The organism is Streptomyces sp. NPDC044571 (assembly GCF_040647115.1).
Lineage (GTDB): Bacteria > Actinomycetota > Actinomycetes > Streptomycetales > Streptomycetaceae > Streptomyces.
In genome coordinates, this window is record NZ_JBEZBN010000011.1 from 111,869 (window position 1) to 130,366 (window position 18,498).

At 73.0% G+C, this 18,498-nt stretch carries 17 protein-coding genes and 1 pseudogene; 11 read left to right on the plus strand and 7 right to left on the minus strand.

Annotated elements, in window-relative coordinates:
* The first annotated feature begins 117 nt into the window (after window positions 1-117).
* The 4 genes from AB0B01_RS08690 (at window position 118) to AB0B01_RS08705 (ending at window position 4,268) form a co-directional block, all read left to right on the plus strand.
* Window positions 118-1,338, plus strand: coding sequence for an amidohydrolase family protein (locus AB0B01_RS08690; RefSeq protein WP_361714408.1), 1,221 nt, complete (start codon window positions 118-120; stop codon window positions 1,336-1,338).
* A complete protein-coding gene (locus AB0B01_RS08695) occupies window positions 1,338-2,492 on the plus strand; it encodes an acyl-CoA dehydrogenase (protein ID WP_361714411.1) in 1,155 nt (384 codons plus the stop codon). The genes AB0B01_RS08690 and AB0B01_RS08695 overlap by 1 nt, the downstream gene beginning before the upstream one ends.
* A gap of 4 nt (window positions 2,493-2,496) precedes the next feature.
* Window positions 2,497-3,459: an acyl-CoA dehydrogenase gene (locus AB0B01_RS08700; protein WP_361714414.1), complete on the plus strand. Its 963-nt coding sequence runs from the start codon at window positions 2,497-2,499 to the stop codon at window positions 3,457-3,459.
* A 323-nt stretch (window positions 3,460-3,782) separates the two neighbouring features.
* Window positions 3,783-4,268 carry an ATP-binding protein gene (locus AB0B01_RS08705; protein WP_361714417.1) on the plus strand — a complete coding sequence of 162 codons (486 nt, stop codon included), beginning with the start codon at window positions 3,783-3,785 and terminating at the stop codon, window positions 4,266-4,268.
* 246 nt (window positions 4,269-4,514) lie between these two features.
* On the opposite strand, the pseudogene AB0B01_RS08710 reads toward AB0B01_RS08705, so the two are convergent.
* Window positions 4,515-4,670: pseudogene (locus tag AB0B01_RS08710) on the minus strand (DNA-binding response regulator); the annotation flags it as partial.
* Between the two features lie 276 nt (window positions 4,671-4,946).
* Here AB0B01_RS08710 and AB0B01_RS08715 point away from each other — a divergent pair.
* The gene (locus AB0B01_RS08715; protein ID WP_361714420.1) at window positions 4,947-5,576 is read left to right on the plus strand and encodes a hypothetical protein; all 630 of its coding nucleotides are present in this window, start codon (window positions 4,947-4,949) and stop codon (window positions 5,574-5,576) included.
* A gap of 100 nt (window positions 5,577-5,676) precedes the next feature.
* Here AB0B01_RS08715 and AB0B01_RS08720 read toward each other — a convergent pair whose 3' ends face one another.
* Window positions 5,677-6,603 (minus strand): cyclase family protein, encoded by a 927-nt coding sequence (locus tag AB0B01_RS08720; RefSeq protein WP_361714423.1) that lies wholly within the window; start codon window positions 6,601-6,603, stop codon window positions 5,677-5,679.
* Window positions 6,604-6,704: 101 nt separating this feature from the next.
* Between AB0B01_RS08720 and AB0B01_RS08725 the strand changes: the two genes are divergently transcribed.
* The 3 genes from AB0B01_RS08725 to AB0B01_RS08735 are packed head-to-tail and all read left to right on the plus strand — an operon-like array spanning window position 6,705 to window position 9,914.
* Window positions 6,705-7,625, plus strand: coding sequence for an SDR family NAD(P)-dependent oxidoreductase (locus tag AB0B01_RS08725; RefSeq protein WP_361714426.1), 921 nt, complete (start codon window positions 6,705-6,707; stop codon window positions 7,623-7,625).
* A gap of 11 nt (window positions 7,626-7,636) precedes the next feature.
* Entirely contained in the window at window positions 7,637-8,839 is a 1,203-nt protein-coding gene (locus AB0B01_RS08730; RefSeq protein WP_361714429.1) for an acyl-CoA dehydrogenase family protein, read from the plus strand.
* A gap of 7 nt (window positions 8,840-8,846) precedes the next feature.
* Window positions 8,847-9,914 carry a Zn-dependent alcohol dehydrogenase gene (locus tag AB0B01_RS08735; protein WP_361714432.1) on the plus strand — a complete coding sequence of 356 codons (1,068 nt, stop codon included), beginning with the start codon at window positions 8,847-8,849 and terminating at the stop codon, window positions 9,912-9,914.
* A 93-nt stretch (window positions 9,915-10,007) separates the two neighbouring features.
* On the opposite strand, the gene AB0B01_RS08740 is transcribed toward AB0B01_RS08735, so the two are convergent.
* Window positions 10,008-10,625, minus strand: a complete 618-nt coding sequence (locus AB0B01_RS08740) for a flavin reductase family protein (RefSeq protein ID WP_361714485.1) — start codon at window positions 10,623-10,625, stop codon at window positions 10,008-10,010.
* Window positions 10,626-10,870: 245 nt separating this feature from the next.
* Between AB0B01_RS08740 and AB0B01_RS08745 the strand changes: the two genes are divergently transcribed.
* On the plus strand, window positions 10,871-11,662 hold the full coding sequence (locus tag AB0B01_RS08745; RefSeq protein ID WP_361714435.1) for a VOC family protein: 792 nt from the start codon (window positions 10,871-10,873) through the stop codon (window positions 11,660-11,662).
* A gap of 48 nt (window positions 11,663-11,710) precedes the next feature.
* Here the strand turns inward: AB0B01_RS08745 and AB0B01_RS08750 are convergent, their stop codons facing one another.
* From AB0B01_RS08750 to AB0B01_RS08760, 3 genes are all read right to left on the minus strand, one after another.
* Window positions 11,711-12,538 (minus strand): enoyl-CoA hydratase-related protein, encoded by an 828-nt coding sequence (locus tag AB0B01_RS08750; protein WP_361714438.1) that lies wholly within the window; start codon window positions 12,536-12,538, stop codon window positions 11,711-11,713.
* Between the two features lie 188 nt (window positions 12,539-12,726).
* The gene (locus tag AB0B01_RS08755; protein WP_361714441.1) at window positions 12,727-14,961 is read right to left on the minus strand and encodes an acetate--CoA ligase family protein; all 2,235 of its coding nucleotides are present in this window, start codon (window positions 14,959-14,961) and stop codon (window positions 12,727-12,729) included.
* A 192-nt stretch (window positions 14,962-15,153) separates the two neighbouring features.
* Entirely contained in the window at window positions 15,154-16,362 is a 1,209-nt protein-coding gene (locus AB0B01_RS08760) for an NAD(P)/FAD-dependent oxidoreductase (RefSeq protein WP_361714443.1), read from the minus strand.
* Between the two features lie 277 nt (window positions 16,363-16,639).
* Here AB0B01_RS08760 and AB0B01_RS08765 point away from each other — a divergent pair, with 277 nt between their 5' ends.
* Both AB0B01_RS08765 and AB0B01_RS08770 read left to right on the plus strand, forming a co-directional pair.
* Complete coding sequence (locus AB0B01_RS08765; protein ID WP_361714446.1) at window positions 16,640-17,092, plus strand: DoxX family membrane protein; 453 nt, start codon at window positions 16,640-16,642, stop codon at window positions 17,090-17,092.
* Entirely contained in the window at window positions 17,089-17,502 is a 414-nt protein-coding gene (locus AB0B01_RS08770) for a Zn-ribbon domain-containing OB-fold protein (RefSeq protein WP_361714449.1), read from the plus strand. Before AB0B01_RS08765 ends, AB0B01_RS08770 begins: the two co-directional genes overlap by 4 nt.
* Before the next feature lie 10 nt (window positions 17,503-17,512).
* Here the strand turns inward: AB0B01_RS08770 and AB0B01_RS08775 are convergent, their stop codons facing one another.
* Complete coding sequence (locus AB0B01_RS08775) at window positions 17,513-18,208, minus strand: pyridoxal 5'-phosphate synthase (RefSeq protein ID WP_361714452.1); 696 nt, start codon at window positions 18,206-18,208, stop codon at window positions 17,513-17,515.
* Between the last annotated feature and the right edge of the window lie 290 nt (window positions 18,209-18,498).

Sequence of the window (18,498 nt, forward strand, 5' to 3'; positions counted from 1 at the left end):
CGGTGAGTCAGATCAAGGGAGGAGCGTAGGCCTCGGGCGCTTGTCGGTCCAGGGGTGGCGGGGCTAGCTTGTTTCTGACGATCCATCAGATAGTTGGGCCTGCCGCGAGGGGACACCATGGAACTGCCTCGGATCATCAGCGTGGACGACCACGTGATCGAGCCCGCGCACCTCTTCGACGTCTGGCTGCCGGCCAAGTACCGCGACCGCGGCCCCAAGCCGCTCACCGCGGGCATCGGCGAGCTCCAGTACACGGGCGGCAAGTATGTGATCTCCATGGACCCCGACGGCCCGCCGACCGACTGGTGGATCTACGAGGACCTGAAGTTCCCGTACAAGCGCAACATCGCCGCCGTCGGCTTCGACCGCGACGACATGACGCTGGAGGGCATCACCCGCGAGGAGATGCGCCGCGGCTGCTGGGACCCCGCGGCGCGCCTCGCCGACATGGACCTCAACCACGTCGAGGCCTCCCTGTGCTTCCCGACCTTCCCCCGGTTCTGCGGCCAGACCTTCGCCGAGGCCCACGACAAGGAGGTCGCGCTCGCCTGCGTGCGCGCGTACAACGACTGGATGGTCGAGGAGTGGTGCGGCGACAGCGGCGGCCGGCTGATCCCGCTGTGCATCATCCCCTTGTGGGACATCGACCTCGCGGTCGCCGAGATCCGGCGCAACGCCGCCCGCGGAGTGCGCGCCGTCACCTTCTCCGAGATCCCCACCCACCTGGGCCTGCCCTCCATCCACTCCGGGTACTGGGACCCCTTCTTCGCCGTCTGCCAGGAGACCGGCACCGTCGTCAACATGCACATCGGCTCCTCCTCCCAGATGCCCGCCGCCTCCCCCGACGCGCCGCCCGCCGTCCAGGCCTCGCTCAGCTTCAACAACGCGATGGCCTCGATGATGGACTTCCTGTTCAGCGGGGTCCTCGTGAAGTTCCCGACGCTGAAGCTCGCCTACAGCGAGGGGCAGATGGGATGGATCCCGTACGCCCTCGAACGCGCCGACGACGTGTGGCAGGAGCACCGGGCCTGGGGCGGGGTCCGCGACCTGATCCCCGAACCGCCGTCCACCTACTACTACCGGCAGATGTTCTGCTGCTTCTTCCGCGACAAGCACGGCATCGCCTCGCTGGACGTCGTCGGACGGGACAACGCCACCTTCGAAACCGACTACCCGCACGTCGACTCGACCTTCCCGCACACCAAGGAAGTCGCCCTCGACCACGTGAAGGGCCTCGACGAGGAGACCGTCTACAAGCTGATGCGCGGCAACGCCATCCGCATGCTCGGCCTCGACCTCGACCTGGACCGCGGCCTGGACCGGGGACGGGCCGCCTAGTGGACCTCACCTACACGCCCCGGGAGCAGGAGTTCCGGGCCAGGTTGCGCGCCTGGCTCGCCGAGGTGCTGCCCGGGCTGCCCCCCAGGCCGTCCCCCGACGACTGGCCGGGCCGGCGCGCCTACGACCTCGGCTGGCAGCGCAGGCTGTACGACGCCGGGTACGCGGGCCTGCACTGGCCCGTCGACGCCGGCGGCCACGGAGCCACCCCCACCCAGCACCTGATCTTCCTGGAGGAGACGGAACGCGCCGGCGCCCCCTACGTCGGCGCGAACTTCGTCGGGCTGCTGCACGCCGGACCCACCATCGCCGCCGAGGGGACGGCCGAGCAGCGGGCGCGCTGGCTGCCGCCCGTCCTGCGCGGGGACGAGGTGTGGTGCCAGGGCTTCAGCGAGCCCGGCGCGGGATCCGACCTGGCCTCCCTGCGCACCCTCGCGATCCGCGACGGCGACGACTACGTGGTCACCGGCTCGAAGGTCTGGACCTCGCACGCGGAGGTCGCCGACTGGTGCGAACTGCTCGTCCGCACGGACCCCGCCGCGTCCCGGCACCGGGGGATCTCCTGGGTGGCCATGCCGATGGACGCCCCGGGCATCACGGTCAGGCCGCTGCGCACCCTCGCCGGGTCCACCGAGTTCGCGGAGATGTTCCTGGACGAGGTGCGCGTCCCCGTCGGCCACCGGGTGGGGGCGGAGAACGACGGCTGGCGCGTCACCATGGTGACCCTGTCCTTCGAGCGGGGCACCGCCTTCGTCGGCGAGGTGGTGGCCTGCCGCCGCACCCTGGGCGAACTCGCCCGCGCCGCCAAGGCCAACGGCCGCTGGGACGATCCGGTCCTGCGGCGCCGGCTCGGGCGGCTGTACGCGGAGTTCGGCGCCCTGTGGCGGCTCACCCAGTGGAACGTGAGCGGGGCGCAGCGCTCCGGCGGGGTCCCCGGCATCGGCGGCTCCGTGTTCAAGCTGGCCTACTCGCACGCCCGGCAGGAGCTGTACGACACCGCCGCCGAGGTGCTCGGCCCGGACGCCCTCGTGCTGGACGGCCCGTGGATGCCCGACCGGCTCTCGTCCCTCTCGTACACCATCGCGGCGGGCACCTCCCAGATCCAGCGCAACATCGTCGCCGAGCGGATCCTCGGCCTGCCGAAGGGCCGGTGAGGACATGGACTTCCAGCCGACCGAGGAGCAGCGGGACCTGCGCGCGGGCGTACGGGACCTGCTGGCCGGGCGGTACGGGCGCGAGGCCCTGCGGGCGGCGGTGGACGGCGGCGGCGGTCTCGACCGGAAGCTGTGGCGGGAGCTCGGCGAGGCCGGGTTCTTCGCCCTGCGGCTCCCGGAAGGGGAGCGCGGGCTCGGGGTCGGGCTCGGACTCCCCGAGGCGGTCCTCGTCTTCGAGGAGGCGGGCCGGGCCCTGCTGCCGGGCCCGCTGGTCGCCACCCACCTGGCGGCCGGGACGGTCCCGGGAGCGGCGGAGGGGACCGCCGTGGTCACCGCCTTCGACCTGGACGGGCCGCTGGTGGCCCACCTGGCCGAGGCCGACGCGATCCTGGGCGCCGCGGGAGCCGCGGACGCAGCGGGCCCCGCGGGAGCCGCAGAGCTCCCGGCGGGGGAGCCGGCGCCTTCAGTGGACCCGCTGACCCCGCTGTACCGGATGGCGGCCGCCGCAGCCCCGGGGCACCCCGAGGCGTACCGCGACGAGGGTGCGCTGCTGACGGCCGCGCTCCAGCTCGGCAGCGCACTGCGGACGGTGGAGCTGGCGGTGCGCCACGCGAAGGAGCGCGAGCAGTTCGGGCAGCCGATCGGCGCCTTCCAGGCGGTCAAGCACCTGTGCGCGCAGATGCTGGTACGGGCGGAGGTGGCCCGTACGGCGGTCTACGCGGCAGGGGTCACGGGCGACCCGGGGGAGATCGCGGGAGCCAAGCTGCTGGCCGACGAGGCGGCCGTGCGCAATGCGCGGGACTGCCTCCAGGTGTACGGGGGAATGGGATTCACGTGGGAGGCCGATGTGCACCTTCACCTCAAGCGGGCCTGGGTGCGGGCCCGGCAGTGGCTGAGGGCGGCGGAGGCGGAGGAACGGCTCGCGGAGGAGCTGCTGGCGGCGGGTGCGCCCGCGGACCCGGAGTAGCGGGCTGTCACGGGACCGGGCACGGGAGGGACGGAGCGGGACGCGTGTCCGATTACAGAGAGTTGATATCGGTTTGTGTCCTTGTCCCGGCTCATTGCGGCCCGTACTCGGGGGACTGCTCCGGTACGCTCCCGGGAATGCGAGCGGTTGAGCGGCGCGAGCGTCGCACAGTATGCACCACGCCTACTACTTCGCGCTGGAATATGCCCGAAGCGCTTGTTGTCGTGACTGTATGTCAACCATGCTGCTCCGCAAGGGGGTCACGGTCGGTGATCCCATCCTGTCGCGAGGCGAAGTGTCCGCCGGTTCGGATGGTGTGAGCGGTGCAGGTGCTTCAGGTGCAGCTGGAGGTAGGACCGGACCCCGCCGAGGTCGGCCGGGCCCGCCGGTGGGCGCGGTCCCGGCTGGCGGGGTCCGGCATAGGGGACGACGAACCGCTCGCCGAGACGCTGATCCTGCTGATCTCCGAGCTGGTCACCAACGCCGTCGTCCACACGGGCGCTCCGGCCGTGCTGCGGATGCTGTTCGGCGGTCCGGGCGTACGGGTCGAGGTCGCCGACGCGAGCGACCGGGCGCCGGCCCGGCGGCAGGCCGCCGGGGACGACACGGGCGGGCGGGGGCTGGAGCTGGTGGACGGCCTGGCCGACCGCTGGGGCTGGCAGCGCGAGGGCGCGGGCAAACGGATCTGGTGCGAGATCGACCGCGCGGAGAAGGCCGCCGCGGACGGTCCCGGCGGAGGCCTCGCCCGGGGGGCCGGCAGGCCGAACGAAAATTTTGGATCGATCCGGGAACCGCGCGTGTACCTCTAACGAGGTGTTGACGGACCGTCAACGGTTGATCACTCTTGTGTTCAACGATTCGTCGCGAGGGGACGCCAAGGGCAGGCCTTGACGAGTGCGGGTCGTGGGGTGGCGGCTGCCGTGCCGCGCTCGGGGCGTGCACGACCGTACGCCGCCACCCGCTGGACCGCGCCGCCGCCGCCACGTGTGGCGGCGTGCGTCACCGGGGCGGCGCGACCAGCCCCAGTTCGTACGCCTCCGCTCCGGGGCCGGAGCCGGACCGTCGACGAAGTCCGCCATCAGGCGACGGGTCACCCCCGGTGCGATCAGGGCGTCCCCGGCGGCGACCACGCGTACCGCCGCGAGGATGTCGTCCAGCGCCATGTCCTTGACGGCGAAACCGCCGGCGCCGGCGCGCAGCGCCCCGTACACGGTCGATCAGGACGCGGATGCCGCTGTCCGTCACTTCTCCTCCTCCTGCACGGGCCGGGTCGCGATGACCCGGCTGCCGACGCCCGCCTGGCCAGGGCGGGTGGGAGCGCGGGCGCGTTCGCCGGGAAGAGCATGAGGTGGACGCCGAACGAGGCACGGGAATCGGCCTGCGGGATGCATCCCGGGGGCCGCTGTGCCCCCCGGTGATCATGAGGGAATCCGCCTCAGGAACAATCGGGAACGCACCACAGGTTACTCAGCAGTAGGAGCACCACGTTGGACCAGGACAGGCGTCGCCAGGCCGAGAGCTTCCTGCATTCCGGTGAGCGGTTGATCGCCGTGTGCGCCTGTGAACCGGGTCCGGGCGTCCCGAGCCCACCGGAATCGCTGCTCGCGCCGCCGGAGCCCGCGGGGCTCGGCCAGAAGATCGAGGAGAAGCTCCCGCGCTCCCTCCACGGCCTGTTCAAGGCCCGTACCCACGACTCCCGCCGATCCAGGCCGGCCGCCGCGGCCGAGGCGGCCGACCGGCTCCCCGACCTGGCGGACGACCTCGGTACGCGTCTGATGCACGGCAAGAGCATGGAGGGCGGCTGGCAGAGCTCGGCGGGACAGTTCCTGATCAGCCGCGCCAATGCGCGGGGCTCGGTGACGGACGTCCTCGTGGTGACCGACCGGCGCTGGTTCGGCCTGACCGACGTGTCGCCGCTGTGGCAGTCGGCGCCGGTGATGAAGCAGTACTGGGAGGCCCCGCGCTCGGCGGTCGTCGCGCTGCGCGCCAACCCGACGGGCCTGCTGCAGAAGGGCCGGATGGACATCGAGTTCGCGGACCTGTCCTGGGTCACCTTCCTCGCCGCCACTCCCGCCGAGGCGACGGCCTTCGCGGCGGCCGCGGCCCGCTTCCACTGACGGGACCCCCGGGGCGGCCGCCGTACGGGCGCCTGCCCCGGGGGCTCGGAAGCCGGGGGCCGGGCCGGAGCCGGGGTCGGATCCGGGATCAGAGCCGGGGTCAGAGCACGGCCACCGGGGCCACCGGCGTGCCCGTGCCTCCGACGAAGGGTTCCGGCATGGCGGAGAGCAGGAAGCCGTAGCGCCGCACTTCTGCACAGGCTGTGGACAAGTTTTCGAGGTTCCAGTTCTGGCCCTGGTGCATGCCCATCTCGACCAGGTCCAGCGCGTGCACCGGCAGCCACAGGCCGTCGATCTCCGGCGGGAAGATCTCGAAGGTCAGGGTGTCGTTGGCCACGGCCGCCACGTCCCGCGCGTGGAACCACTCGGGCGTACGGACCGAGAGCCCGGGTGACGGGAAGCCGTAGCCGTGCTTGTCGCCCGCCAGGTAGACCTGCACCTGCCCGGTCCGCACCAGCACGATGTCGCCCGCCCGTACGGTCACCCGGCCGAACTCCTCCGCCTCGGCCAGGTCCTCGGGGGTGACCGCATGCCCCCCGGCCAGCCGGTCCAGGCCCTTTGCGCGGGCCACGTCCAGCAGGACGCCCCGCGAGAGGATCGGGGCCGCCTTGTCGATCCCGCTGAACTCCGAGCGTCCGTGCGCGGTCACGGTGGCGGCCGGCCGGCCGTTGTAGATCTTCCCCGAGTGCGAGACGTGCGTGAGCGCGTCCCAGTGCGTGCCGGCCTGGAGTCCCATCGTCACGGCGTCGTCGCTGCACGCCACGGTGCCCGGCCCGAAGAGCTCCTGGTTGATCTGCACCATCGTGTGCAGCGGGTTGATCCGGCCGGGGATCAGGCCCGCCTGCACCCCGTCCTCCTTGAGCGGCAGCGCGAGCGGGATCCGCCGGCCCGTACGGACGTCGGCGGCGGCGGCCCTGACGACCTCGTCGGTGATCAGGTTCAGGGTGCCGATCTCGTCCTCGGCGCCCCAGCGGCCCCAGTTGTTGACGCGTTTGGCGATGTCGTGGAACTCGGCGGGCAGGCCCATGACCTCATCAGCTCCTGGAGATGCGCACGAGGGCTTGTGCAGCCGCATCCGACTGCCCATAGAATCTAACGGTCCGTCAGAAAGCGCGGGAAGGGGTCGGCGTGGGGAACTTCTTGGCAGGCAAGGTCGTGGCCGTCACCGGCGCAGGCCGGGGCATCGGACGCGCCGTGGCCCTCGCCGCCGCCGCCGAGGGCGCCAAGGTCGTCGTCAACGACTACGGGGTCGGCATCGAGGGCGGCGAACCCACCAGCGAGGTCGCCGCAGCCGTGGTGAAGGAGATCACCGCGGCGGGCGGCGAGGCCGTCGCCGTCGCCGACGACATCTCCACCATGGCGGGCGGCCAGCGCATCGTCGACACGGCGCTCGCCCGGTACGGGCACATCGACGGCGTCGTCTGCGTCGCCGGCATCCTGCGCGAGCGGATGCTGTTCAACATGTCCGAGCAGGAGTGGGACCCGGTCCTCGCCACCCACCTCAAGGGCACCTTCACCGTCTTCCGCGCCGCCTCCGCCGTCATGCGCCGCCAGGGATCCGGCACCCTCATAGGCTTCACCAGCGGAAACCATCAGGGATCCGTGGCGCAGGCCAACTACAGCGCCGCCAAGGGCGGGATCATCTCGCTCGTCCGCTCCGCCGCGCTCGGCCTGGCCAAGTACGGGGTCACCGCCAACGCCGTCGCCCCGGTCGCCCGCACCCGCATGTCCGCGAACGTGCCCATGGAGCTCAAGGAGATCGGCGAACCCGAGGACGTGGCCGCGCTCGTCACCTACCTGCTCTCCGACCGGGCCGTCGCCGTCGGCGGCGAGAGGATCACCGGCCAGGTCTACACGATCGCCGGGCCCAAGATCGCCGTGTGGGCACAGCCCCGCGAACTGCGCGCGGGCTACGCCGAAGGCTCCTGGACCCCCGAGAAGATCGCCGACTTCCTGCCCGGGACGGTGGGCACCGACCCGATGCCGCTGCTCGCGCAGTTGGAGGCCATGGCCAAGGCGGCGGCCGCCAAGGACCGCCCCAACGCCTAGGGGGCGGCGACGTGGACTTCGGCTTCGGCCCCGAGGACGGGGAGCTGCGCGCCCGCGCACGCGCCTGGCTCACCGAACACCTGGCGGGCCCGTACGCGGACATCCGCGGCCTCGGCGGCCCCGGCAGCGAGCACGAGGCGGTCGCCCCGCGCCGCGCGTGGGAGCGCGAGCTCGGCCGCGGCGGCTGGATCGGACAGGGCTGGGAGGCCGAGGGCTACGGCAACCGGCGGCTCTCCCTGACCGGGCAGGTGGTGTGGGCCGAGGAGTACGCGGCGCTGCGCGCCCCCGCCCGGGTCGGCCACATCGGCGAGAACCTCCTCGCCCCGACGCTGATCGCCTACGGTTCGCCGGAGCAGCGGGACCGCTTCCTGCCCGCCATCGCCCGCGGCGAGGAGCTGTGGTGCCAGGGGTACAGCGAGCCGGGCGCCGGATCGGACCTCGCGGGCGTGCGTACGGCGGCGGTACGCGAGCCCCGTCGGGGCGCGGCCGGGCTGCTGCGCGTCACCGGGCAGAAGATCTGGACCTCGCTGGCCCGGGAGGCCGACTGGTGCTTCGTCCTGGCCCGCACGGAAGCGGGCTCCCGGCGCCACCGAGGGCTGTCCTTCCTGCTCGTACGGATGGACCAGCCGGGGCGGGTGGAGGTGCGGCCGATCCGCCAGATGTCGGGGACCAGCGAGTTCAACGAGGTGTTCTTCGACGGGGCGGTGGCGGCGGAGGTCGTCGGCGGGGAGGGCAACGGCTGGACCGTGGCCATGGGCCTGCTCGCCCTGGAGCGCGGCGTCTCGACGCTGGTCCAGCAGATCGGCTTCGCGGCGGAACTGGAGCGCGTCCTGGCCTCGTACACGGCCTCGGGCGTAGAGGACCCCGTACTGCGCGACCGGCTCGTGCGGCAGTGGGCGGAACTGCGCACCATGCGCTGGAACGCCCTGCGCACGCTGGGCACCTCGCCCGACCCGGGCGCACCGAGCGTGGCCAAGTTGCTGTGGGGCGGATGGCACCGGCGGCTCGGTGAGCTGGCGGTGGCCGTCCGCGGCGCGGCGGCCTCGGCCGGACCGGCCGACTGGGCGCCGGGGACCCCGTACGAGCACGGACTCGACGAGGCACAGCGCCTGTTCCTGTTCACCCGCGCCGACACCATCTACGGCGGCTCGGACGAGATCCAGCGGAACATCATCGCCGAGCGCGTGCTCGGCCTGCCCAAGGAGTCCAGGTGAGGTCCACATGAGGGGCGTCGTGTTCGACGGCAAGCAGGCCAGGGTGGTCGACGATCTGGAGCTCCGGGAGCCGGGGCCCGGGGAGGTGCTGGTCGGGATCCGGGCGGCGGGGTTGTGCCACAGCGACCTGTCGGTGATCGACGGGACGATCCCGTTCCCCTCGCCGGTGGTGCTGGGGCACGAGGGTGCGGGCGTCGTCGAGGCGATTGGGGCGGGCGTGACGCACGTGGCGCCCGGTGACCACGTGTCCCTGTCCACCCTGGCCAACTGCGGGGCGTGCGCGGACTGCGACCGGGGGCGGCCGACCATGTGCCGCAAGGCGATAGGGATGCCGGGGCAGCCGTTCTCGCGCGGCGGGAAGCCGCTGTTCCAGTTCGCCTCGAACTCGGCCTTCGCCGAGCGGACGATCGTCAAGGCCGTACAGGCGGTGAAGATCCCCGACGAGCTGCCGATGACCTCGGCGGCGCTCATCGGCTGCGGGGTCCTGACCGGGGTCGGAGCGGTGCTGAACCGGGCGCGGGTCGGCCACGGGGAGTCGGTGGTCGTCATCGGCACGGGCGGCATCGGGCTGAACGTGATCCAGGGGGCCCGGATCGCCGGCGCGACGGCCATCGTCGCGGTGGACGCGAACCCGGCGAAGGAGGCGGTGGCCCGGCAGTTCGGGGCCACGCACTTCATCGACGCCTCGGCCGTGCCGGACTCCTCGGCGGCGGTCCGCGAGATCCTCCCGACGGGCGCGGACCACGCCTTCGAGTGCGTGGGCGACGTCAGGCTGATCCGCCAGGCCGTCGACCTGCTGGACCGGCACGGGCAGGCGGTCCTGCTCGGGGTGCCGGGCTTCACGCAGGAGGCGTCCTTCCAGGTCTCGTCCCTCTACCTGGACAAGACGATCATGGGTTGCCGGTACGGCTCCTCGCGTCCGCAGCGGGACGTCGCGCTGTACGCGCAGCTCTACCGGCAGGGCAGGCTGCTGCTGGACGAGCTGGTGACGGAGACCTACCCGGTCGAGGACTTCGCGAAGGCGGTGGACGACGCCCGGCACGGCCGGGTGGCCCGGGGCGTGCTCACGTTCTGAGCCACGCCCTGGTGCGGGGGGCTCCGGCTTCGGCCGGGGCCCCTCGGCCGTGGGCGCCGTGGCCGGGCCGGACGGGGCCGGGCAGGCCGGGGTTCACGGGGCCAGACGGCCGAAGCGGCCCTTGTGGAAGAGGAGTGGATCGCCCTCGCCGGCGGCGCCCATCGCCTCGACCCGGCCCACGACGATCAGGTGGTCCCCGCCCGTGTGCACGGCGTGGATCCGGCAGTCGATCCAGGCGGGCACCGCGTCGAGCTGCGGGGATCCCGTCACGGGGGCGGGCGTGTGGGCGACCCCGGCGAACTTGTCGGCGCCGCTGACCGCGAAGGCCCGGCACAGCTGGCCCTGCTCGGCGCCCAGGATGTTCACGCAGAACACCCCGGCGCGGGCGATGCGGGGCCAGGTGGTCGACGTACGGGCCACCATGAAGGTGACCAGCGGCGGGTCCAGGGACAGCGAGGCGAAGGACTGGCAGGCGAAGCCGGCCGGACCGTCCTCGTCCGCGCCGGGCGGTGCGGTGATGATCGTGACGCCGCTGGCGAAGTTTCCGAGCACGGCACGGAACTCGGCGGGACTGACGGGCGCGCGCTCGTCCTCGCCGACGGCCCGCAGATCGGGCCGCGGCAGGACTTCGACCGGCTCCGGCTCCGTCTCCGGCGCGGCGGAGGTGGCGGAGCCGACTGACCTGAGGTACCGGACGACGGTGGCCGCCATCCCTGCGTGTCCCATCACGTACACGATTAGAGCTGACGGTACGTCAGATGGGAAGGGTTTCGGCCGCACCGAGGTGGGACCCGGGAGGCGGCGTACGCAGCCCGGCCGCGAGCCCGGCGGACGCGGCGCGCTGCGCCGTACGGGTGGACCCGCGCCGTGCAGCGACGCGCACGGCGGTGCTGTCCCGGGCGGTGTCGGCATCGTGGCCTGCGGCCCGCCGGCCCCGTCCCCCCAGGAGGATCCCCATGCTCGGCACCGACTTCCGTATCGGATCACCCAACTGGCTCGACCTCGGCAGCCCCGACACCGCGGCCGCCACCGGCTTCTACGGCTCCGTCTTCGGCTGGGACTTCGTCTCCGCCGGTCCCGAGGCCGGCGGGTACGGGATGTTCCAACGCGACGGCAAGACCGTCGCCGGACTCGGGCCGCTCTCCGAGGAAGGCGCGCAGTCGGCCTGGATGGTGCACTTCATGAGCCCGGACATCCAGTCCACCGTCCAGGCCGTCCGGGACGGTGGCGGGAAGATCCGGATGGAGCCCATGGACGTCATGGGCGAAGGCTGGCTCACCCAGGCCACCGACCCGCAGGGCGCCGAGTTCGCCGTGTGGCAGCCCGGGAAGACCTCCGGCCTGGAACTGGCCTCCGCCGAGAACTCGCTGCTCTGGGTGGAACTGCACGTGCCCGACCCCACCGCGGCCATCTCCTTCTACGAGAAGCTGTTCGGCTGGCGGAGCCAGGAGATGGAGGCGCCCGGCATGACGTACCGCGTCCTCAGCACCAAGGAGGGCGACCAGCAGCAGGCCTCGTTCGGCGGGGTCGCCCCGATGGGCGAGGGCGCGGGCGGAGGCGTCGAGAAGCCGCGCTGGGTGCCGTACTTCCACGTCACCGACGTCGACGCCACCGTCGGGTCCGCCCAGGAGAAGGGCGGCTCGGTGCTCATGCCGGCGGCGGACGTGCCGGACGTCGGGCGGATCGCGTGGCTGGCCGACCCCTTCGGGGCCCAGTTCGCGCTGCTGAAGCCCAACCCCCGGATGTAGGGCCGGAGGCAGGGAGGGGCGGGGCGGGGGGCGCGGCGGGGGCAGCGCTCAGCGGCCGAGGTACTTGGGCGTACGGCGCTCCACGAAGCTCGCCACGCCCTCGTTCGCGTCGGCGGTGGTCATGTTGATCTCCTGAGCGGTGGCCTCGGCGGCCAGTGCGGCCGCCCGGCCACCGTCGAGGGAGGCGTTGACCAGCTGCTTCGTCAGGGCGATGGCGCGGGTCGGGCCCTGCGCCAGGCGCTCCGCCCACTCCCGGGCCGTGGCCTCCAGCTCCGCGTCGGCGACCACCTTGTTGACCAGGCCCAGCCGCTCGGCCTCCGCCGCGGGGACCGCGTCGCCGAAGAACATCAACTCCTTGGCCTTCTGCGGGCCGAGCAGCCGCGGCAGCAGATAGGCGCCCCCGCCGTCGGGCACCAGGCCCCGGCGAACGAACACCTCGATGAAGCGGGCCGATGCGGCCGCCAGGACCAGGTCGCAGGCGAGGGCGAGGTGTGCCCCGATGCCGGCGGCCGTTCCGTTGACGGCCGCGACCACCGGCTTCTCGCAGTCCAGGACCGCGGTGATCAGGCGCTGCGCGCCGAGGCGGATCATGCGGGCGACGTCGCCCGCCACCCGGTCACCGGCGGCGGGACCCCCGCGCAGGTCGGCGCCCGCGCAGAAGCCCTTGCCGGTGGCGGTGAGGACGACGGCCCGCACGGCGGGGTCGGCGGAGGCCTCGCCGAGCAGGGCGATGATCCGCTTCCGCTGGTCCCAGGTGACGGCGTTCATGGCCTCGGGGCGGTTGAGGGTGATCCACGAGACGCCGTTGTCGGTGCGGTGCAGTACCAAGGAAGCGAGGGGATCGGGGGCTGGTTCGACACGGGGGGAGTCGGTCATGGGGGGCAGTGCTCCAGTCGGGGACGGGGAAGGGACCTCGCGCTGTACGGGCCCTGCGCAGGGCGCGGGCCGCCCGGGCCGGCGTCCCGCGCCGACGGAAGCCGGGCTCCGGGACGAGGTCGTGTCGCCCGGCGGAGGCGGCGGAGGCGGCGGTCGCAGGGGTGGCAGCGGTGGCGATGGCGGCGGCCTCATCGGCAGATGGCCAAAGCATCCAGGGCCACCGCGCCCTGGCCGCGCGGGAGCACCATCAGCGGGTTGATGTCCAGCTCCGAGAGGGAGTCGCCCAGCTCCAGCGCCATCCGCTGGACCCGCAGGATGACCTCGACCAGCGCGTCGACATCCGCCGGGGGCGCCCCCCGGACACCCTCCAGCAGGGCGTGGCCGCGCAGTTCGGCCAGCATCGCGCGGGCCTGGTCCTCGCCGAAGGGCGGCACCCGTACCGCCGCGTCGTGCAGCACCTCCACCAGGACCCCGCCCAGTCCCACCGTCACGGTCGGGCCGAAGAGGTCGTCCTGCGTCACGCCGACGACCATCTCGACGCCCCGCTCCACCATCTGGCAGACCAGGATGCCGTCCAGCGGGACGCTCTCGTAGCGCGCGATGTCCGTCAGCTCCCGGTACGCATCGCGGATCTGGCTCGCCGAGGTCAGGCCGATCTTCACCAGGCCCAGCTCCGTCTTGTGCCCGAGCTGCGGTCCCGATCCCTTCATCACCACCGGGTAGCCCACCAGTCCGGCCGCCCGCACCGCGGCCGCCGCACTGGTCACCAGTTGCTCGCGCGGGACCCGTATCCCGTAGGCCCGCAGCAGCTGCTTCGCCGCGTGCTCGCTGAGCTGCTGGCCCGGGCGCATCAGCGCCTGCGCCTTGCGGTAGGAGGGGGAGGGGGTCCGGGGGGCGTCCTCGAAGGGGGAGCGGTAGGCGGCGGTGAAGCGGTGGTGGCCGAGATAGGCGCGTACGGCGGTGATGCAGTTGCCGAAGGTGCGGAAGGTGGCCACCCGGGAGGAGCCGAGCAGGGTGGTGCGGTAGGCCTCCTCGGTGCCGACGGGAGAGCCCCAGACCACGCAGATCAGCTTGTCCGTCTGCTCGGCCGCGTCCACCAGGTCCTGGGCGAGCTTGTCGCTCATGGGCGGGAAGGGCCCGGTGATCGGGCAGATCAGCACGCCGACGGACGGGTCCGCGAGGATCGCGTCGATGATCTTGCGGCCGCGCCAGTCACCGACGGGGTGGCCGCCGTTGTCGACGGGGTTGGCGACGTTCAGGTACGGCGGGATCCACTGGTGCAGTTCGTCCTGCTTGGCCGGGGAGAGGGTGGGGAGCGTCAGTCCCGCCTCCGTCGCGAGGTCGGAGAAGTGAGCACCGGTGCCGCCGGAGATGGAGTAGACGACGACCCCCTCGGCCCGGGGGCTGCGGGCGCGGGCGAGCAGGGCCGCCGTGTCCTGGAGCTCGTCCAGCCCGTCCACGCGGATGACGCCGAACTGCCGCATCGCCGCGTCCACGACGGTGTCGGCCCCGGTCAGCTTGCCGGTGTGGGAGGCGGCCGTCCGGGCGCCGGTCTCGGTGCGGCCGACCTTGACCGCGACGACCGGGATCCCGTTGCGCGCGGCCCGGTCCGCGGCCAGCAGGAAGGAGCGGCCGTCCTTGAGGCCCTCCACATAGCAGGCGATGGCGCCGACCTCGGGCTGCTCGGCGAAGTAGGAGATGAAGTCGGCGGTCTCCAGGTCCGCCTCGTTGCCCGTGGGAGCCCAGTGGGACAGGCGGATGCCCAGTTCCTGGAGGGTGTAGACGGGGCGGCCCTGGTGGCCGGACTGGGTGATCAGGGCGATCGCCGGGCCTTCGAGGTCGTCGCGGAACTGCTCGAAGGCGTTGAGGTTGGTGTTGGGGCCGAGGAGGCGAAGGCCCGAGCGCCGGACCGCGGCGGCCAGCCGGGCCTGGGCGGCGGCGCCCGCGTCGCCGGTCTCGGCGAAGCCGGAGGCGAAGGCCACGGCGAACTTCACCTTGGCCTCGGCCAGTTCCTCGATCACCGGCAGCGGATCGCCGACCAGCAGGACCGCGAGGTCCACCTGTTCGGGCAGGTCGGCCACGGACGCGTGACAGGGCATCCCGAAGACGGTGGGGCGGGTGGGGTGCACCGGGTGGATCCGGGCGCCGACGCGCTCCGCCCAGGCGATGAGCCGGCGGGTGATACCGGTGTTCGGTCTGCCCTCGGCGTCGGAGGCGCCGACGACGGCCACGGACTCCGGCCGGAAGAACCGGTCCAGGTCGGGCACATCGGAGTGCAGGGGCCGCCCGCTGACGTCCAGCGCGCCCGCCTCCCGGGCAGAGGGCGCCGTCGTGGAGTGGACGGCCGTCCTGGGGGTCTCCCCGCAGGCCTCGACACGTGCGCGGAAGTCGGTGGTGAGGGTGCCGTGAGTAGATCCAAGCATCGCTTCGCCCGCTCCTGCTCGATGAACCTCAATAACTGACGCGTAGTCAGATTACTGAACTGACGTGACGTCAGGAACAGTGCTGCGTAGGAAAGCTGGTGGAGGTGATGTGTGGAACGGTGGCAGATCCCTTCGGGCCCGGTCCAGGACCGGATTCGGCCGAGGTTCGGGAGCGGGCGGCGGGGGTGCCTTTCAGGCCAGGGGGTCGACCGGGGGCAGACCGGTGCCGGGCTCGGGGGCCGGCCGCCGCCGGGCCGGGATGCCGAGCCCGCGCGCCACCGCCCTGGCGATCTTCTCGGCGTCCAGTGCCATCTCCCGGAACATGCCGCTGATGGGGTTGCTGAAGCCGGTGAAGTACAGGCCGGGAGCCTGCGCGAGGGTGCGGGCGCCGTGCGTGCGGGGGCGGCCGCGCCCGTCGAGCACGTCCAGATCCCCGACCAGCCCCTCCAGGGCGCGGCGGTACCCGGTGGCCGCGATCACCGCGTCCGGGGTGATCCGCGAGCCGTCCGCGAGCACCACCTCGGTGCCCTCGAAGGAGGCGACGGCGGCGACCGGCTCGACCCGGCCCGAGCGCACGGCCTCGATCAGGCCGACGTCCTGGACCGGTATCGCCCCCTCCTTGACCCTGCTGTACAGGCCGGTGGTGGGACGGGGCAGCCCGTACGCCGTAAGGTCCGGCACGGACGCCTTGGCGGTGAGCGCACCGAGCCGGTCCACGAGCCGTACGGGCAGCCGCCGCACCAGGATCCCGGTGCGCTGGGCCGGCCAGCCCGCGGTGGAGCGGCGCACGATGTGCGGGACGGTGCGCACGGCGAGCCGGACCCGGGCGGCCCCGCCCTCGACCAGGTCGACGGCGATCTCGGCGCCGGTGTTGCCGCTCCCGACGACGAGCACGTCCCGGCCCTCGTACGGCTGGGCGTTGCGGTAGTCGCGGGCGTGCAGCAGCTCCCCGCCGTACGTGTCCCGGCCCGGCCAGTCGGGCAGCGCCGGCGTGTGGTTGAACCCGGTGGCGATCACGACCGCGCGGGCGGCCAGGGTCCGCCCGCCGGAGGCGTGCAGCAGCCAGCCCTCCCCGTCGGCGGCGCGCTCGATCCGGGTCACCTCCACGCCGGTGACCAGCTCCAGCTCGTGGAACTCGGCGTACTTCTCCAGGTACCGCACCACGTCGTCCCGCGAGACCCACCGGCCGAATCGGCGCGGTATCGCCAGGCCCGGGAGCGCCGAGAGCCGGCGGGTGGTGTGCAGGTGGAGCCGGTCGTAGTGGCCCCGCCAGGAGGAACCGACCGCGTCGGACTTCTCCACCACCACTGCGCGGACCCCGCGGGCGCGCAGCGCGGCGGCCGCGGCAAGGCCGCCGGGCCCGGCGCCGATCACGTACACGGGGCGGGGCTGGGTGGTCATGTCGGGGGCTGTGGGGACTCCGGGCATGAGGTGTGAGCGTATCGACACACAGCGTTGATGGGTCTCGGACAAGGAGGGAATCGGTTGCGGATCGATCACGACGGGTGTGGGGCCCGGGGAGGGGTGGCCGGGTGGCGTGGCCGGGCGTCGGCCGGGCGGCGGTCGGGTGGGGGCCGGGTGTCAGCCGGGCGGCGCAGCGGGGGCCGGTCGGGGCCCTTGCGGGATCGGCCCCGATCAGCTGAACTGACGTACCGTCAGATAAGAGAGGGGAGGGCCGATGCGGACCATCTGGCTCAGTGGGGCCGAGTGGCTCGCCGCGCTCCGGGCAGGCCTCGGACTGTGGTGGCTGGAGAGCTGGCGGCACAAGGACAAGAAGGGCTGGTTCGAACGCGGCACCGGTATCGCCTGGGCGGCCGACGTCGCCGGCAAACACCGCTGGCCGTTCGTGAAGGGCGGCTTCGAGAAGGTCGTCCAGCCGCGCCCGCGCCTGATGGCGTACATCGTCGTCTACGCGGAACTCGCCCTCGGCCTCGGCCTGGTCCTCGGCTTCCTGACCCCGATCGCCCTGGCCGGCGGGCTGCTGCTGAACCTCGTCTACCTGGTGCTGATGATCCACGACTGGGCGGAACAGGGCCAGAACGCGATGATGGCGCTCATCTCGCTCGTCGCCCTCCTCGCCATGAGCTGGCAGACCTGGTCCCTCGACGCGGCGATCGGACTCTTCCTGTGAGTACGGTGCGGTACGACCTCCCGGAGATCGACGAGTTCACCCGCCCCTACTGGGACGCGGCACCCGAGGGCCGACTCCTGCTGCGCCGCTGCGGCGCCTGCGGACGGGCGCACCACTACCCGCGCGAGTTCTGCCCGTTCTGCTGGGCGGGGGAGGACCGGGTCGCCTGGGAACCGGCGAGCGGCCGCGCCACCCTCTACACCTGGTCGGTGGTCCACCGCAATGACCTCCCGCCGTTCGGGACCCGCGTCCCCTACACGGCGGCCGTCGTCGACCTGGCGGAGGGGCCGCGGATGATGACCGAGGTGGTGGACTGCCATGCCGCGGACCTCCGCATCGACATGCCCCTGCAGGTGACCTTCCGGGAAGCGGCCGAAGGGGTGCGGGTGGCGGTCTTCCGGCCGCAGTGAGCCGCGCCGGTCACGGCCAGAGCAGCTCCCGGGTCCAGCCGGTGCCGTCCCCGGTCCGGCGGTACCGCAGCCGGATGTGCCGGCGCGCCGCATCGCCCTGGAAGAACTCGACCTCGGCGGCCTCCAGTACGTACCGGGTCCAGGTCGGAGCGGGCGCGTCAGGCTCGGTACCGGCCCGCTCCCAGGCGGCTGCCGAAGCCTCCGCCAGCTCCTGCACGGAGCCCAGCACCTCGCTCTGCCGCCCGGTCAGCGCCGCCGCGAGCGCACCCCGCGAGCGGACCGCCAGGTCCGCCCGGCTCTCCTGCGGCCCGCACGGGGTGACCCGCCCGCGGATCCGGATCTGCCGGGCGACCGCCGGCCAGTAGAACCCGAGCGCGGCGTCGGGGTGCCCGGCCAGCTGCCGCCCCTTGGCGCTGGTGGAGTGCGAGGCGAAGTGCCAGCCGTGCGCGTCGGCGTCGTGCAGCATGAGGGTGCGCACGTCGGGACGCCCCGCCCCGTCCACCGTCGCCAGGCTCATGGTGTGCGGCTCGGCCTGCCCGGCCGCGGCCGCGTGCAGGAACCACTCCCGGAACAGGGGCAGGGGTTCGGCGGGCGCGGCGCCGGCATCGAAGCCGGGGAGCGGCCCGTCCCACACGCGCAGGGAACGCAGGACGGCCTGGAACGCGTCGATCTGGTCCATCTCGGCCTTGCCGATCTCACGGGTCATGGCTACAGGCTAGGGGGGTGGGGGGTTCGCGTGGGTAGGGGCTTCGGGGGGCTTGGGGGGCTTGGGGGGCGGGAGGCCGTACCCGGGGTCGGAGGGCGAGGCGGGGTCGGGGTGGTCGGGATGCCCGCACCCGGGGTCGGTGGGGGTTCGGGGGCGTCCCGTCAGTCCACTGTCCTTCCGTGTCGGTCCGGGCCGTCAAGGGCGCTCCTTCGTCGCGTCGCTTCGCGATGGCCTTCGGCCACCCTTGACTGCCCGGCCCGCCCCGGAAAGACAACAGACTGCCGGGAAGC

Excerpts from the sequence above, each read along its gene's own strand:
- AB0B01_RS08765 (WP_361714446.1), top strand. The coding sequence starts at position 16,640 with ATGCGGACCATCTGGCTCAGTGGGGCCGAGTGGCTCGCCGCGCTCCGG.
- AB0B01_RS08700 (WP_361714414.1), top strand. The coding sequence starts at position 2,497 with ATGGACTTCCAGCCGACCGAGGAGCAGCGGGACCTGCGCGCGGGCGTA.
- AB0B01_RS08755 (WP_361714441.1), bottom strand. The coding sequence starts at position 14,961 with ATGCTTGGATCTACTCACGGCACCCTCACCACCGACTTCCGCGCACGT.
- AB0B01_RS08740 (WP_361714485.1), bottom strand. The coding sequence starts at position 10,625 with ATGGCGGCCACCGTCGTCCGGTACCTCAGGTCAGTCGGCTCCGCCACC.
- AB0B01_RS08760 (WP_361714443.1), bottom strand. The coding sequence starts at position 16,362 with ATGACCACCCAGCCCCGCCCCGTGTACGTGATCGGCGCCGGGCCCGGC.
- AB0B01_RS08775 (WP_361714452.1), bottom strand. The coding sequence starts at position 18,208 with ATGACCCGTGAGATCGGCAAGGCCGAGATGGACCAGATCGACGCGTTC.
- AB0B01_RS08745 (WP_361714435.1), top strand. The coding sequence starts at position 10,871 with ATGCTCGGCACCGACTTCCGTATCGGATCACCCAACTGGCTCGACCTC.
- AB0B01_RS08720 (WP_361714423.1), bottom strand. The coding sequence starts at position 6,603 with ATGGGCCTGCCCGCCGAGTTCCACGACATCGCCAAACGCGTCAACAAC.
- AB0B01_RS08690 (WP_361714408.1), top strand. The coding sequence starts at position 118 with ATGGAACTGCCTCGGATCATCAGCGTGGACGACCACGTGATCGAGCCC.
- AB0B01_RS08750 (WP_361714438.1), bottom strand. The coding sequence starts at position 12,538 with ATGACCGACTCCCCCCGTGTCGAACCAGCCCCCGATCCCCTCGCTTCC.
- AB0B01_RS08735 (WP_361714432.1), top strand. The coding sequence starts at position 8,847 with ATGAGGGGCGTCGTGTTCGACGGCAAGCAGGCCAGGGTGGTCGACGAT.